The sequence below is a fragment of the Niallia circulans genome (assembly GCF_007273535.1).
GTDB classification, from domain to species: Bacteria; Bacillota; Bacilli; order Bacillales; family Cytobacillaceae; genus Niallia; species Niallia circulans_B.
Genome location: NZ_RIBP01000004.1, coordinates 827,159 through 842,490, shown reverse-complemented (window position 1 = coordinate 842,490; position 15,332 = coordinate 827,159). Strand labels below are relative to the sequence as shown.

The following is a 15,332-nucleotide window of genomic DNA, read 5'->3' as shown; positions in this document are numbered from 1 at the left end:
GTATCTCGTTTGTGAGAATCCTATAATTCCTTTCTGTTAATATCGCCTGTTTTAAGGGCTTTGCTGCAGTAACAGAGGGAAGGTGAAATAGTGGGGAAAGTATATTTAGTAGGAGCTGGACCTGGAGATCCAGATTTAATTACAGTTAAAGGGCTGAATTGCATTAAGAATGCTGATGTCATTGTTTATGACCGTCTTGTCAATGAGGAGCTACTGCACTATGCAAAACCGAAAGCTGAGCTAATTTACTGCGGGAAGCTGCCGCATCATCATGTCATGAAACAGGAATTAATCAATCAGACACTTGTGAAGCATGCAAAAAGAGGGAAAATCGTAACAAGGCTCAAAGGGGGAGACCCATTTGTTTTTGGCAGAGGCGGAGAAGAAGCGGAAGAATTAGCTAAAAACCAAATACCATTTGAAATTGTGCCAGGCATTACTGCAGGTATTGCTGCACCGAGCTATGCAGGCATACCTGTCACACATAGAAACTATGGTTCTTCCTTTGCGTTTGTTACAGGACATATGAAAAACGGGGAAGAGGACAGCATTAAATGGGAAGCGCTATGTCATATTGATACACTTGCTATTTATATGGGTGTGAGAAACCTGCCTAATATAAGAGAAAAGCTGCTTTCCTTCCAAAAAAGCGGAGATACACCTGTTGCATTAATTAATTGGGGTACAACAAGCAGCCAAAAAACAATTGTTACAACTTTAGACAAGGCTGTAGAGGATGCGGAAAAAGGAAAGATTGAGAACCCGTGTATGATTATTATTGGTGAGGTTGTTCGGATGCGAGAAAAAATCCAGTGGTTTGAAAATTCATTTGAAGATTCATTAGCGAAAGAAGTGGTTTTATAATGGAAGCTGTTTTATATATATGCCATGGCAGCAGGGTAAAGGAAGCAAGCGATCAGGCAATAGCCTTCATAAAGGAATGTATGAAGGAAAGCAATTACCCTATTCAGGAATATTCTTTTCTTGAGTTGTCTGAACCTAGTATTGAGGAAGGCTTCAAGGCATGTGTAGCTAAAGGTGCGTCGTCTATTTATGCTGTGCCCGTCCTTTTACTGACAGCTGCTCATGCGAAGGCTGATATTCCTGAAGTTCTTGACGAGCTTGTGAAGGAATTTCCAGATGTTAAATTGCATTATGGGCGTCCGATAGGTGTGCATGAGAAAATGGCAGAGATTGTGGCCCATAAAATTAAGCAGTCACAATCATATAAAGCAAAGGATGCTCTTGTTCTTTTAGTTGGCAGGGGGAGCAGTGATCCAGATGTGAAACGTGATTTAAGAGAAATAGGAGATATGGTGGAGAGTTCACTTGCTGGAATAAAAGTCGAGGATTGCTATTTAACAGCAGCTTCTCCAAGCTTTGAGGATGCGCTTTTGGCTGCAAACCAATCTTCTTACGAAAATATCATCGTAATTCCCTATTTATTGTTCACTGGAATCTTGATGAATACGATGAAAAAAACAATAAATTCACTTTCGAATGCAGAAAAACAGTATGAGCTTTGCAGCTATTTAGGCTATCACCCATCTATCTCAAGCATTTTGAAAGACAGAATTAAAGAAGCGACAGAGGCTGATAAGTATGTTCCCCTTAATGGTTGATATGAAGGATAAAAAATGTGTCGTTGCCGGAGGAGGCAGTATTGCGCTAAGGAAGGTGCGCGCACTCCTGAAAGCAGATGCAAGAATTACAGTCATCAGCCCTGAAATCTGCCCAGAGCTTGAGGAGCTTGAGCGAAAGGGAATAATTGCAGCAGTAAAAAGAAAAGTGGCAGATGTTGATTTTGAAGGAGCCTTTTTTGTTGTCGCAGCAACAAATAATCCGCAAACAAATCATACTATTGCAAGTAAGCTGAGTGACACAATGTTGGTAAATGATGCTTCAGCAACAGCAAGTGGAAATTGCCATATACCAGCTAGCCTTCAAAGGGGCAAGCTAACATTAAGTGTCTCCACAATGGGGGCAAGCCCGATATTGGCAAAAAAAATTAAAGAGAGCTGGGCACAAGAGTATGATGAGGACATGGAGGAATATTTGGATTTTCTGTTTAATGCCCGGGAAATGATTAAAAAGGCCAATCTTACTCCTGCAGATAAAAAAGGATTGCTAGAGGAAATTACGGATAATAAATATAGACAGTCCTCTTTGTTAAGAAAGGACTTTCATAGGCTTTTCCAAAACTTCTAACAAGCGAGGATGTTAGAGGTTTTTTGCTTTTCTTACGATTAAAGCCTGCCGATATGCTAGCGGCAGGCTTTACTTTATTATTTAGATTTTACAAATTCCATTACATAACGGACATATTTGTCATCCTTGCACATCCATGCACCGTGATTTCTCTTTAAGAAGTTTTCGCCTTCTTGGAAGGAGGAAAACGTTTCAGGCAGCTTGGTCTTCTTTTTGTTGATGACCCATTGCTGCTTGCCGGCTGGATACAAATAAAACAACTCATCGTGTTTGTTTTCATAGAGTGTACCTAATGGAGAATTTTTCTTGTTATAATCGTTCTTTCTTGGATCTTCCCTTAATGGTTCCAGTGGGAATGTATCTGTCACAAAGCTTTTATATGCTTCATTTGTCATTGTGCAGCCGGAAGCCTTAACATGTCCGCCTCCACCATATGTACCAGCAATCTTGGAAACATCGACATGATCATGAATGGTGCGGAAGCCGACCCTTTTTCCGCCAATGTTAAGTATTGCGATATAATCCAGATGAGGATAATCCTTGCCTAACTCATTGCCTAGCTCTGAATGATAGGATTCAGCATAAACAACTCCAGCAAAATAACCGTCAATCTGTGCTTGAACTAGCTCGCGCCTTTTTCGGCGGATATAGCGTTCAATTTTCTTTTCTTCTAAATCGAGAATCTGTTTTTCCACTTCATCAAAGTAGAAGTGATCACTGTTTGCCAGTCTATCCACCATTTTTTCTACAAATTCGTCAAAAGAAATTAAATAAAATAGTGCATTAAGCCTTTGGGCGTCAAAGTTTTCATTCTTCTCCCAATCCCAAGTATCGTATTGTCTGACAAGCTCAACAAACTCTGCCATGCTGTCAGAAGCTGTTAGATGCCCGTTTTTTACAAGGTATTCATACAATAAAGAAGTTGCACAGGTAGATACACCGTCTGCATCTTCTACTAAAACATGTCCCCATTCAAAATCATTAAGGTGCAAGGCTGTTTTATGATGATCAATAAGTTGAACCTTGCCACCCTTCTTATAATAATCATCAAGCCTGATAGCATTTTCCTCACTTACAGACAGGTCTGTCACAATTAGGAAGGTATCCTCAGGTTTGTGATCAAGGAATCTTTCCACTTCTAGATTTAGGCTGGAAACGGAATTATAGCGGACCTCGACGCTTTCTCCAAAGGCAAGCTTTGCGATGATTCCACAGCCAACGCCATCCAAGTCGTTATGCGATAATAATTTATACATTTTTTTCACCTCTGCCCAATAGTATAATCTAATATGGAAAAAATAGAACAACTATCGCGAATAATTCTTCTTATTAGAACATAAAAAAGAGAAGACCTAAGGATGATACTTAGGTCTTTTCATTAATTAATCAAAAGAAACAAAAACCTGATAGTCGCCTACTTGCATTTCAACCATATAATCTGACATCTGATAATAGATGTTATTCATAAGAATTCCACTGCTGATAAGGCTCTCGTGTTCTCTTACTAGTGAAAGAAATTCCTCAGACCCGCCAAGCTTAAGATCAATACGCTTTTCCACAGGTAGGTTTTTCTGCTTTCGTAAGTCTTGAACAGAGCGAATAAAATCTCTTATGAGACCTTCCTGTGCCAACTCAGCGGTGATGCTCGTATCTATTATAACAGTAAAGTTCCTATTTGATGCCTCACTATAGCCTGACATAGAAGCAGACTTATAAACAAGCACATCTTCTTTTTGAAGCTCTACTTGCTGTCCATCCACATTTAAACTCAAGTGCCCATTGTTAAGAAAATACTCAATCTCTTTCTGTGTGAGATTGGAGAGGGCATGATTAGCGGGATTTGCCAGCTTGCCGAGGCGCTTGCCGGCATTTTTAAAGTGAAGCTTAAGGCTATGCTGTATATATCCTTTGCTCGATTCGGCCCAATCTATCTGTTTCACATTCAGTTCACTCTTGATGATTTCACTAAAGCTTCGCAGTACATCAGAGGCTAGATCGTTTGAAATGATTGCCATCATGGCCAAAGGCTGTTTTGTTTTGACTTGAGTCTGATGGCGAATACTTCTGCCAAGCTCTACAATTTCTCTGACTGCGTTCATTTCCTGCTCAAGCTCTAAATCAATGGCCGATTCAGCGCTTTTTGGAAAATCCTCCAAATGAACACTTCTTCCTGTCAGTTTAAAATGTATATCTTCAGCTGTAAAAGGCGTAAATGGTGCAAGCAGCTTTGTTATTTGTACAAGCAAATTATAAAGGGTATGGTAAGCGCAGATTTTGTCTGCGGTCATTCCTTCACTCCAAAACCGTTCTCTGTTTCGACGGATATACCAGTTGCTGACATCCTCAAGCAAATTGCCGATATGCCTTGCAGCATTTGTCAGCTGGAAGTTTTCCATTTCCTTATTTACTTGCGAAACAGTCAAAGCAAGACGAGAATTAGCCCATTTGTCCATTAATGTTAACGTACTAGCTTCCATAAGTGTTGTTTGTGGATTAAATCCATCAATGTCAGCATACAGCGTATAAAAATGGTGGAGGCTTGTTAATGTATCGATTAGTTTAGACTTTGCTTCTTGGACATTTTTAACGGAAAATCTTTTCTGGTTCCATGGAGCGCTGTCTTCAATTAATGCCCATCTTAATGAGTCGGCTCCATATTCATGGATAAGCTCAACTGGATCGAGTGCATTTCCTTTGCTTTTAGACATTTTCTGCCCATTTTCATCAAGTACATGGCCTGTTGCTAATACATTTCTATATGGCAGCTCTCCATTATAAAGTGTGGATACAGCTAATAAGGAATAAAACCAGCCGCGTGTTTGGTCAATGCCCTCAACAACTACATCTGCTGGATACTGGCTTTTCCATAGTTCTTTGTTTTCAAATGGTGCATGATATTGTGCAAAGGGCATGGAGCCACTGTCGAACCAAACGTCGATTACCTCAGGTGTGCGCACCATCAGCGTGCTACAGGAAGCACAAGGGAATGTAACTTTATCAACATAGGGCTTATGAAGCTCAAGCTCACCCAAATTACTGTCTGTTAGGTTCGCTAAATCAGCGATGCTTTTTGGAGCTGTTTGTTTTTTACATGCAGGACATTCCCAAACATTTAAAGGTGTTCCCCAATACCTGCTGCGGCTGATGTTCCAATCTACCAATTGCTCAAGAAAATTTCCGAAGCGTCCATCCTTTATATGGTCTGGATACCAGTTTACCTGCTGGTTATTTGCTATCATTGCTTCCTTGACAGCCGTTGTTTGGATGAACCAGCTTTCAAGCGCATAATAAAGAAGGGGAGAGTCACATCGCCAGCAATGAGGATAGGAATGTTCATATTTTTCTTTATGAAATAATAAGCCTTTTTCATGCAGCAGCTTGATGATATCCACGTCACAGTCTTTAACAAATCTGCCTGCTAATGGAGTGACTGCTTTTGTATATTTACCACTCCCATCAACGACTTGAACGAAGGACAGATCATTTTCCTGAACAAGACGATAATCGTCTTCCCCGTATGCAGGTGCAATATGGACAATACCTGTTCCACTGTCTGCTGTAACAAAATCTCCGTGGACGACATAATGGCCCTTTTCGACAGTGGTGAAGGAAAACGGTGCTTCATAGTGAAGTCCGAGCAAGTCGCTGCCTTCTAATGTTTCGAGAATAACGCTGTCTGCTGACATAGCTTTTTGGGCAAGCGCTTTAGCTGTGATAAGGATTTCAGAACCTGTCTGTATCCGAACATATTCAAGCTTGGAGTTAACCGCAAGCGCAACATTTGCTGGTAAAGTCCAAGGCGTTGTCGTCCAACCGAGGATAAACTCGTTATCCCTGCCTTTTAGTTTAAATTTAACAGTTGCGCTCAAGTCTTTCACATCTTTATAGCCTTGCGCAACCTCATGGGAGCTTAAGGATGTTTGACAGCTTGGGCAGTAGGGAGAAACCTTATGTCCTTTGTATAGCAGTCCTTTGTCATGAATGGTGCCGAGGATATGCCACACAGACTCAATGTATTCATTGCTCATGGTCATATAGGGATTTTCCATGTCTACCCAATAGCCTAATTCCTTCGTAAAATCCCGCCATTGCTTTTCATAGGAAAAGACGCTTTCCTTACATTTTTGAATAAATGCCTCTACTCCATATTCTTCAATTGCTTGCTTACCAGAGATGCCTAAAGCCTTCTCAACGCCAAGTTCAACTGGTAGACCGTGTGTGTCCCAGCCAGCCTTGCGGACAACCTGCTTACCTGCCATTGTCTGGTAACGTGCGATGATATCCTTAATTGTTCTGCCAAGTGCATGGCCTACATGTGGCATACCATTAGCAGTAGGTGGACCCTCGTAGAAAACAAAGGATTCTTGATTCTGTCTTGCTTCAACTGACTTTTCAAAAATATGCTCCTGCTCCCAAAATAAGCGTATCTTTTTCTCTCTTTCTGCTTGCGTTTGCTGTTGGCTTTTTTCCATGATAAATCCTCCTTTAAGGTGAATGCTTACCAGAAAATACCGGAACATGATTATGGAGTAAATAAAAAACACCCGTCCCTATAAAAAGGGACGAGTGTTATATACCCGCGTTACCACCCAAATTCTGCTGCAATAAGCAGTCAGCTCTTAGTCAACGTACCATCATACGTGTTCCTTGTTAACGGTGGAAGTCCCGGCAAGGCTTACTTTATTTCAGCCTTGCATCTCAGAGATGATTTTTCTGTCTGGATTCATTTGCCGGCTTCCACCATACCCGGCTCGCTGTAAATTCATGCCAAGACATACTTGTTCTCTTCATCGATTTTTATAAATTCTGGAATGTTTTGTATATAATAGCACTTATCATTTTTTTATTCAAGAGATAATAGCTGTAGTAATATACTATACGGAAGTTGTGCTTTTTAGTGACTGCAAATAATGGGATATTGCCAATAAGGGATAGATTTTGTTGTAGCTATGGTAATGAATATAGAATTGTCCAGGCAGTCCAATGCCTGTTGGATAGATGCTCTCTGTATCCTTGTTTTTTGTCAAAAGAAATTTTAGTCCTCTTGTAACTGCCTCACTTTTTGATTCACCTGCGGCAACCAGGGCATCAATTGCCCAGGCAGTTTGGGAATCTGTACTAAAAGGAAGGGAGATAAAGGTGCGCTTTTCACTGCTTCGGCATGATTCACCCCAGCCACCATCCTGTCTTTGAACGGATTTCAACCATTTGACACCTTTTGCTATACTCGCATGTTTTTTGGAGAAGCCAGCAGCCCGTAATCCAGTGATTGCTGCCCATGTACCATAAATATAGCAAACACCCCAGCGTCCGTACCAAGAGCCATCTTTCTCTTGATTATCTTGAAGCCATTGAACAGAGGCTTTTACGTGAGGGTGGTTTGCAGTTAACCCGGAAAAATTTCCTAAATATTCAAGTACTCTGCCTGTCAAGTCAGGTGTAGATGGGTCGACAGCAGCATCTTTGGCATTTTCAATCGGCACATGCTGAAGAAGCTCCCAATCTGTATTTTTTTCGAACGCTCCCCAACCACCATCTTTGTTTTGCATGGACAGCAGAAAGTTAGTCCCACGCTGCCAGGCCGCGTGAATGACTTTACTATTGGTGGTTGATCTTGTTAAGGCTCTTAATGCAGCAGAGGTGTCATCATTATCTGGATTATTTGTATTAATATCAGAGAACCCCCAGCCCCCAGGAGAGGTCCCTTTATTATGAACATGCCAGTCTCCTAATTTTGTATGCTGCTTTTTTAAAAGATAGTCAACAGATTTGGAGATTAACTCATCGCTTGGTAAACAGCCTGCTTCTTGCAGGCTGTAGCTAATCAAAGCTGTGTCCCATACCGTGCTTGTTGAATTCTCCAAATGGGCATATGTTCCTTTCTTGTCAATAAGGGCGGAGAGTCCTGACATAGCCTTTTGGATAATTGGTGAGTCTTTACGATAGCCGAGTGACAGAAGCCCGTAAATCATAAAAAAAGTTGCACTTGCATAGCTGTATAATGTTCCGTCCTCCTCAAGCCGGTCTAATATATATTTCTCTGCATAGTAATAGCCAAGCTGATGAAGGTAGCTGGGCCATTTCCCAATCCTTTTCATTTCCTTCCAAACAAACGAAAAAGGAGATCTTTCATCTTCTATATAATCAATGGCAGGGGAAGTTTCGTCGTTTCTAATATGTAGGTCGCTTAGGTCTGGTTTGTTACCATCTTTGATGGTGAATTTTTTATTAGAGGCAAGGAGCATCGGGATGAAATGGATACGTGCATATGCGCTGAATTGAAAGAAATTAAGTGGTTGGAAGGAAGGCAGCAGCAAAAAAGTCATGGGAACGTATATCATTTTAGACCAAGGATAAAGTCCATTGACTGAAAGCATCCACCTAATCATAAAATGTGCCTTAGAAATGCCTCCGTTCTCCACTATAAAGGTTTTTGCTTTTTTCATATTTTCATCGGTACGATTCACATATCCGGAATATAAAAGCGCAGTATAAGCGATAATTGTTGCAGATAAATGGCCGTTCGGTTCATCTTGATATGCTTTCCAATAGCCTTCCTTCTGTTGCGAGGCTTGCAATGAATCAACAAGTAGCTTAATGTTTGCTTCCTCTGTTTTCATATCCAGCGCCCTGCATGTAATGATAAAGAAGGCATCTGTCATTAAACTGCCTTGAAAACGAAAGTGAAAGGAGCCGTCTTTATGTTGCAGGCTCGCAAGTTCAGCTACTCTCCGTTTTTGTTCCATAACAATCAGTTCTGTTTCCAAAGTAATCACCTCGGGTAACGTTATTCTATTTTCTAAGGTATGCGGTTAAGCTAGGTTATCATGATTGAAAAGGGAAAGAAAAAAATGGAAGCGGTTTTTAGAGGGGAGAATTGAGGTATATGGAAAGAAAAAACGTAAGAAAGAGGAGATTGTATGGTTCGTAAATTAGAACTTGTGTTTGATGCGAATGCAGAATTAGGCGAAGGACCTTTTTGGGATAATAAGAAAGAACTGTTGTATTGGGTTGATATTGATAAGAGAAAAGTTTGTACCCATAATCCGCGCAAAAATGAAAGTAGGGAAGTAGTACTTTCACAAAAAGTCAGTGCCATTATTCCAGCCCTTGGCAAGAATAGAGCAGTTGTTGCGTTGGAAAATGGCTTTCACTATTTAGACTTGGACAGCGGGGAATTGCAGGCGATATTTGATCCAGAGGAGCATTTGCCTGCTAACAGGTTTAATGACGGGAAATGCGACGCAAAAGGACGTTTCTGGGCAGGAACAATGAGTACAAGTGATGAGAAGGAGAAAGCAGCATTATATTGTTTAGATAAAGATGGATCCATAACGAAGAAGGTCGATAAGTTAAGTACTTCTAATGGTTTGGCTTGGTCTTTAGACAATAAGTACCTCTATCTTATTGATACACCTGTACAAAAGGTATATCAGTTTGATTTTCATTTAGATTCTGGGGACATTGATAAAAAGAAAGCTATCATTGATTTTTCAGATGAAGAAGGCTTCCCAGATGGAATGACGATAGATGAAGAAGGAATGCTGTGGATTGCCCATTGGGGAGGCGGACAGGTCTCAAGATGGGATCCAAACAGTGGAAAGAAATTAGAGAGCATAAATGTGCCCGCACCGAATGTCACTTCCTGTGCGTTTGGCGGTGAAAATTTAAATGAACTATATATCACAACAGCACGAACAGGTATGAGTTCAGAGGATCTGGAAAAGTTTCCGTTATCAGGAGCCCTTTTTACATGCAAAATGGATGTGAAAGGATTTCCTGGGAATTATTTTGGCGGCTGAAATGCTTGAAAGAGCAAAAAAGATTCATGGTAATGTATCCATGAATCTTTTTTATATTTAGCTTCCTGATGGTTTTGCATCTTGATTCTGGAAGATTGCCAGCTTATCTACGAGATTTTTGCTGGCAGAATCTAAGCCGATAATGTTGACTGTATTGTCATTTTCTCTGAGCTTAAGAACAACTTTATCGATGGCTCCAACAGCAGAGTCATCCCAAATACGTGATTCGGAAAAATCAATAACGATATTTTTGTGCTGGTGTTCGTTGTTAAATGCTGTTACAAAGCTGTCGACAGATGCAAAAAACAGTTGGCCCTGCACATAGAATTTTTGCTCATTTTCTGTGTACTTCTTCGTAACATTAACATGTGATAGCTTCGCTGCAAAAAAGACGGCACTCAAAATAACACCTGCAATGACTCCTTTTGACAAGTCATGTGTAGCAACTACAATAATCACTGTAACAAGCATGACAATTGCGTCTGTTCGCGGAGCTTTTACTAAGTACTTGAAGGAAGACCAATCAAATGTGCCGATACAAACCATAATCATAATGCCAACAAGCACTGGCATTGGTATTTGGACAACAAGATCGCCTAACACAATGATTAAAAACATTAAGAAAGCTCCTGCGACAAAGGTGGAAAGTCTGCCTCTGCCCCCTGATCTTACATTAATTCCAGATTGGCCAATCATAGCACAGCCAGCCATACCACCGAAGAAGCCAGTAATGATGTTAGCGATCCCCTGTCCTCTAGCTTCTCTGTTCTTATTGCTGTCTGTGTCTGTTGCATCATCAAGAATACTCGCTGTTAGCAGTGACTCTAGTAATCCTACAACTGCCATGGCAATGCTATATGGAAAAATGATAGCAAGTGTTTCAAAGTTGAATGGAATATCTGGAATCAAGAATGAAGGCAAGGTTTTTGTTATATTGCCTAAATCGCCTACAGTTTCAAGCTGCATATTTCCAAAGATAGATACAATTGTTAACACGATAATAGCAATTAAAGGTGCTGGTACGACTTTAACATATCTAGGCAAAATATATACAATCAATAAAGTAATCGCCACGAAAACATACGTCATATTGGAAATCCCAAGAAAATGGGGCATTTGTGCCATAAATATTAAGATGGCAAGGGAATTCACAAACCCAATCATAACTGCTCTTGGTATAAACTTCATTAGCTTGGCAATTTTAAAGATACCGAAAATCACCTGAAAAACTCCTGTAAGAACTGTTGCTGCAAACAAATATTGCAGCCCGTAATCTCTTACTAGTGGTCCCATCAGCAAAGCCATCGCCCCTGTTGCTGCAGAAATCATCGCAGGTCTGCCGCCAGCAAAAGAAATAATTATAGCAATACAGAAGGAAGCATATAACCCAACCATTGGGTCAACACCTGCAATAATCGAGAAGGCAATTGCTTCTGGAATCAATGCCAATGCAACAACGATACCTGAAAGAATATCCGCTCTGACATTGAAAAACCATTCACGTTTTATTTTTTCTATCAAAATTATTCACCTCATTATAGTTGGCCATTCAATAAGGAGAAGTGTAACAGAAATCTTCCCAAAAGGGAATATGTATTGGGAAGATTTTTACAAAAGTCATTTTCCTATCTATAATAATTAGTAGCAGAAATAACAAGGGAGGCATAATGATGATAATTGGCTATATGCGGCCTGCCCAAGGGGATACGGATTGTAAGCTTCAGGAACAGAAGCTAACTGGCTTATGCGCAAGGTTAGTAAAAGAAGAGCATTCCTCAGCAAAAAAAAGAGTGGTGCTTTACCAACTGCTGGAGCAGTTAAATAAGGGCGACAAAATTGTCGTATGCAAATTGTTTACACTTGCAGACTCAAGCAGGCATCTTTTTGAATTACTGGAAGTTCTCGAGCAAAAGGGAGCCTTTTTACAAACATTGCATGAAGATATTGATATGGAACATAAAAAGGAATATTCCTTAAAGAAAATGGTCGGACATTTAGTTGAGTTCCAAAATGAAATCATCAGTGAACGAACGAAAAAGGGGATGGAATTTGCGAAGAAAAAGGGGATATCGACAGGTAGACCCCGCAAAGCAGATGAAAATGTAAAAAAGGCTATTGAGATGTATCAGAGTAAAAGATATAGCTTGAAAGAAATTAAAGAGTCTACAGGTATAAGTAAATCTACTTTATACCGCTATTTAGAAAACTAAAAGGCGGTGAGCTTATGCGCAAAATCGCGGTGTGCACATATAAGGAAGAGTGGCGTTTTCTGTTTGAAGAAGAAAAACGGGAGATTAAGAAGATATTCGGGCATGAACTACTGGAAATACATCATATAGGAAGCACAAGTATAACTGGCATGAAGGCAAAGCCTGTTATAGATATTATGCCTGTTGTGAAAAATATACATAATGTGGAGAAATTTTATAACGAGTTGGCTGAATTGGGTTATGAAGCGAAGGGTGAGAACGGAATTCCTGGCAGAAGATACTTGCAAAAAGGCGGAGATGAACGCACACATCATGTCCATATTTATGAAAGAGATAATAAGGATATACTCCGTCATCTTGCATTTCGTGATTATTTGCGTGTAAACAAAGAGGATGCTACACAATATGGTGATTTAAAAGAGGCTTTAGCAAAAAAGTATCCGAATAATATTACCGCTTATATAATGGGAAAGCATGAGCTAACAACCGCTCTTGAACAAAAGGCATTAGCTTGGGCACACTGCATAAATACCTCTAACCTTAAACTAAAATGATTTTTCTCCGTGCAGGCACTCACTATTTTAACAGCTTGACTAATAATAAAAAAAAGTAAAAAGGAGAATAGTAAGTGTATCAACTTTGCGCGGGGGGATAATCATGCCAGAACAGAAGATTGAGCTTACCTCAACTGAGATAGCTTCGTTATGGACCTCTTATATGAATAACACGATGAGTAAATGTGTGCTGAGCCATATGAAGCAGTATATTACAGATGAAGAAATAGCTGAGGTTGTGGAAAGTGCATATACAATCTCTATCAAGGAAGTGGATAAGCTTGAGCAAATTTTTAGGGAAGAGAAGTTTGCACAGCCATATGGCTTTACAGATAAAGACGTCTACCTTGATGCCCCTGCTTTATTTACAGATACCTTCTCTTTACTATATATAAATCATATGGCAAAAGCAGGGATGCTTGCCTACAGTGGTTTCACTGCGATGAGCTTTAGGGAAGATATCATAGAGCATTTTATTTTATCCCTGCAATTAACTGTTAAGCTTTATAAGCACAGCAATGATGTGTTAAGGAAAAAGGGTCTGTTAGTACGGTCACCTTACATAATGCCACCTGCAAATAAAGATTATATTGACAGTAACAGCTATTTAAGCGGACTAAATATCTTCCATAAAAAGCGTCCATTAAATGCAATAGAGATATCTCATTTATTTATGAATATCCAGACGAATAATATTGGCTATAAAATAAGTCTTGCCTTTGGGCAAACTTCTGATAACAAGGATGTTCAGGGCTATATGGTTCGTGGGAAGGATATTTCGCAAAAACATGTAAAACTATTTGCGGACACTTTAATTGATAGCAATATCCAGAGTCCGATGTCATCTGATATTGGGATAACACAATCAACAATCAGGACATTCTCTGATAAATTAATGATGTTTCATATGGCTTTATTGAGTGCATCAGGAATAGGCAATTATGCAACAGCTGCTGGTGCGAGCCAAAGAAGTGACATTGCTATTAATTATGAACGCCTTTCCTTTGAAATAGCTCAATATGCGAAAACTGGCGCAAATATTATGATTGAAAACAGCTGGCTTGAGCAGCCTCCAGCAACAGCCGATAGGGAAAAACTTATTAAAGAGAAGCAATCGGAGTAACTATGACTGCTTTCTGTTAACGTAAAAAAAAAGACAAAGCCTACATAAAAGGAGGCTTTGTCTTTTTTTACGTAGCAGGTTTTTTTAAATTTTGCTGAATTATGTGAGCGCTTTCTTCTAATATGTACATAACCGGCATTTGGGAGGTGATATTAGAATCGCCCAAAAACACTTCTGTCACATAATAGGCTATGTTTATGTCTGAGATTTTTGCAAGCTGGCAGTTTTTGTTGTTCGTGATACTTACAATGTTGGAGCCTTCTATTTTAAGTTGGTTAGCTAAATTAAGGGTGAAATCTGTCTCACCAGAAACAGAGAGAATGATGGAAGTGCTGTTTTTTAATTCTTTGCTGTTTATGGGATAAAAAGGATCTTTAATATAAGAGGAAAATTTGCCAAGACTAGAAAAATACCTTGCGCCATATTCAGCGAGTATTCCTGAGCTCCCTGTGCCTACAAAAATGATTTTGTCTGTCCGCAGCACAAGCTCTGCCATTTTTTGAATATGTGATTCGAAATTTCCCTTCATCGTCCGTTCAAGAAACTCAGATAGATAGTACTTTGTAGATTTTAAATTCTCTTGCTCATTTCTGTCCAAAAACAGCTTGAGCTTCACTTTAAATTCTGAAAAGCCATCACAGTTCAGCTTTCGGCAAAAACGTAAAATACTTGAGGTGGATACATGGGTTTGATCCGATAGCTCTCTTATCCGCATATAAATGACCTTATCGCTGTTTTTCGTGATGAAGTTGTAAAGAACCATTTCCAATTCATTAAATGTTTGGACCATCTCTTTTGTAAACAGGTTGATCTCCTCCTAAGCTAGGATTTGTTCTATTTCGTATTGATTTCAAACCACATTATAACTATAAAACAACATGTGCCATAATTGAAACAATTTCCTTAAAATGAAACAAAAATCTAAGTTACGAAATGATATTGATAAATAAATGAAAGCGTATACAATACAATACAAGGAGGAGTTAACAAAGAATATATAGGAGAAAAATTAGGAGGGGTTCATTATGAAAAAGCTTTTATTAGTTTGTGCAGCAGGAATGTCTACAAGTTTGTTAGTTAACAAGATGAAGGATGCGGCAGAGGAAAAGGGAATAAGCATTGAAATTTTTGCCTTGCCTGTATCAGAATGCCAAAGTGTTGCTGATCAAGTCGATGTTGTTTTGTTAGGGCCTCAGGTTCGTTACCAAAAGCCACAGGTGGAGTCCATTATTGCGGGCAGAGTACCGGTAGAGGTAATTGATATGAGAGCATATGGAACGATGAATGGCAAAGCTGTTTTAGAAAGAGCGCTTGAACTGCTGTAAGAAATATAAATAAAGAAAAATAAGTCAGGCAAGACCTCCTGTACAGCATGAAAAAACATCCATCTGCCTGTCAAACAGATTCTACATCTAAAGGGTGCAGAATTATAATT

At 39.6% G+C, this 15,332-nt stretch carries 13 protein-coding genes and 1 other annotated feature; of the genes, 8 read left to right on the top strand and 5 right to left on the bottom strand.

Translation table 11 applies throughout. From position 1 onward, the window contains the following. Nucleotides 1–90: 90 nt before the first annotated feature. From cobA to CEQ21_RS12065, 3 genes are read left to right on the top strand one after another with little or no spacing between them, the layout of a single operon-like run. Nucleotides 91–864 (top strand): uroporphyrinogen-III C-methyltransferase, encoded by a 774-nt coding sequence (gene cobA / locus CEQ21_RS12075; RefSeq protein WP_185764800.1) that lies wholly within the window; start codon nt 91–93, stop codon nt 862–864. Then, nucleotides 864–1,622 carry a sirohydrochlorin chelatase gene (locus CEQ21_RS12070; RefSeq protein ID WP_185764799.1) on the top strand — a complete coding sequence of 253 codons (759 nt, stop codon included), beginning with the start codon at nt 864–866 and terminating at the stop codon, nt 1,620–1,622. Before cobA ends, CEQ21_RS12070 begins: the two co-directional genes overlap by 1 nt. After that, nucleotides 1,603–2,208, top strand: a complete 606-nt coding sequence (locus CEQ21_RS12065) for an NAD(P)-dependent oxidoreductase (RefSeq protein WP_185764798.1) — start codon at nt 1,603–1,605, stop codon at nt 2,206–2,208. The genes CEQ21_RS12070 and CEQ21_RS12065 overlap by 20 nt, the downstream gene beginning before the upstream one ends. Before the next feature lie 77 nt (nt 2,209–2,285). Here the strand turns inward: CEQ21_RS12065 and CEQ21_RS12060 are convergent, their stop codons facing one another. The 3 genes from CEQ21_RS12060 to CEQ21_RS12050 form a co-directional block, all read right to left on the bottom strand. Further along, complete coding sequence (locus CEQ21_RS12060; protein WP_185764797.1) at nt 2,286–3,464, bottom strand: DHH family phosphoesterase; 1,179 nt, start codon at nt 3,462–3,464, stop codon at nt 2,286–2,288. A 126-nt stretch (nt 3,465–3,590) separates the two neighbouring features. Then, nucleotides 3,591–6,680: an isoleucine--tRNA ligase gene (ileS, locus tag CEQ21_RS12055; protein ID WP_185764796.1), complete on the bottom strand. Its 3,090-nt coding sequence runs from the start codon at nt 6,678–6,680 to the stop codon at nt 3,591–3,593. Between the two features lie 83 nt (nt 6,681–6,763). Continuing rightward, nucleotides 6,764–7,008 (bottom strand) — a binding site (T-box leader). 74 nt (nt 7,009–7,082) lie between these two features. Continuing rightward, a complete protein-coding gene (locus CEQ21_RS12050) occupies nt 7,083–8,984 on the bottom strand; it encodes a terpene cyclase/mutase family protein (protein ID WP_185764795.1) in 1,902 nt (633 codons plus the stop codon). A gap of 144 nt (nt 8,985–9,128) precedes the next feature. Here CEQ21_RS12050 and CEQ21_RS12045 point away from each other — a divergent pair, with 144 nt between their 5' ends. Continuing rightward, nucleotides 9,129–10,010, top strand: coding sequence for an SMP-30/gluconolactonase/LRE family protein (locus tag CEQ21_RS12045; protein WP_185764794.1), 882 nt, complete (start codon nt 9,129–9,131; stop codon nt 10,008–10,010). 57 nt (nt 10,011–10,067) lie between these two features. Here CEQ21_RS12045 and CEQ21_RS12040 read toward each other — a convergent pair whose 3' ends face one another. Continuing rightward, entirely contained in the window at nt 10,068–11,531 is a 1,464-nt protein-coding gene (locus CEQ21_RS12040; RefSeq protein ID WP_185764793.1) for a SulP family inorganic anion transporter, read from the bottom strand. A gap of 149 nt (nt 11,532–11,680) precedes the next feature. Here CEQ21_RS12040 and CEQ21_RS12035 point away from each other — a divergent pair, with 149 nt between their 5' ends. From CEQ21_RS12035 to CEQ21_RS12025, 3 genes are all read left to right on the top strand, one after another. Then, nucleotides 11,681–12,220 (top strand): recombinase family protein, encoded by a 540-nt coding sequence (locus CEQ21_RS12035; protein WP_185767251.1) that lies wholly within the window; start codon nt 11,681–11,683, stop codon nt 12,218–12,220. Between the two features lie 14 nt (nt 12,221–12,234). Next, nucleotides 12,235–12,774, top strand: coding sequence for a GrpB family protein (locus CEQ21_RS12030; protein WP_185764792.1), 540 nt, complete (start codon nt 12,235–12,237; stop codon nt 12,772–12,774). Between the two features lie 103 nt (nt 12,775–12,877). Continuing rightward, nucleotides 12,878–13,897 carry a DUF3231 family protein gene (locus CEQ21_RS12025; RefSeq protein ID WP_185764791.1) on the top strand — a complete coding sequence of 340 codons (1,020 nt, stop codon included), beginning with the start codon at nt 12,878–12,880 and terminating at the stop codon, nt 13,895–13,897. 67 nt (nt 13,898–13,964) lie between these two features. Here the strand turns inward: CEQ21_RS12025 and CEQ21_RS12020 are convergent, their stop codons facing one another. Continuing rightward, nucleotides 13,965–14,702, bottom strand: a complete 738-nt coding sequence (locus tag CEQ21_RS12020) for a MurR/RpiR family transcriptional regulator (protein WP_185767250.1) — start codon at nt 14,700–14,702, stop codon at nt 13,965–13,967. 220 nt (nt 14,703–14,922) lie between these two features. Between CEQ21_RS12020 and CEQ21_RS12015 the strand changes: the two genes are divergently transcribed. After that, on the top strand, nt 14,923–15,222 hold the full coding sequence (locus CEQ21_RS12015; protein ID WP_185764790.1) for a PTS sugar transporter subunit IIB: 300 nt from the start codon (nt 14,923–14,925) through the stop codon (nt 15,220–15,222). Nucleotides 15,223–15,332 lie beyond the last annotated feature (110 nt).

What these genes read in the sequence shown, in the direction of transcription:
- CEQ21_RS12060 (WP_185764797.1), bottom strand. Translation starts at nt 3,464, where the DNA reads ATGTATAAATTATTATCGCATAACGACTTGGATGGCGTTGGCTGTGGA.
- CEQ21_RS12065 (WP_185764798.1), top strand. Translation starts at nt 1,603, where the DNA reads ATGTTCCCCTTAATGGTTGATATGAAGGATAAAAAATGTGTCGTTGCC.
- CEQ21_RS12045 (WP_185764794.1), top strand. Translation starts at nt 9,129, where the DNA reads ATGGTTCGTAAATTAGAACTTGTGTTTGATGCGAATGCAGAATTAGGC.
- CEQ21_RS12015 (WP_185764790.1), top strand. Translation starts at nt 14,923, where the DNA reads ATGAAAAAGCTTTTATTAGTTTGTGCAGCAGGAATGTCTACAAGTTTG.
- CEQ21_RS12035 (WP_185767251.1), top strand. Translation starts at nt 11,681, where the DNA reads ATGATAATTGGCTATATGCGGCCTGCCCAAGGGGATACGGATTGTAAG.
- CEQ21_RS12070 (WP_185764799.1), top strand. Translation starts at nt 864, where the DNA reads ATGGAAGCTGTTTTATATATATGCCATGGCAGCAGGGTAAAGGAAGCA.
- CEQ21_RS12025 (WP_185764791.1), top strand. Translation starts at nt 12,878, where the DNA reads ATGCCAGAACAGAAGATTGAGCTTACCTCAACTGAGATAGCTTCGTTA.
- ileS (WP_185764796.1), bottom strand. Translation starts at nt 6,680, where the DNA reads ATGGAAAAAAGCCAACAGCAAACGCAAGCAGAAAGAGAGAAAAAGATA.
- CEQ21_RS12030 (WP_185764792.1), top strand. Translation starts at nt 12,235, where the DNA reads ATGCGCAAAATCGCGGTGTGCACATATAAGGAAGAGTGGCGTTTTCTG.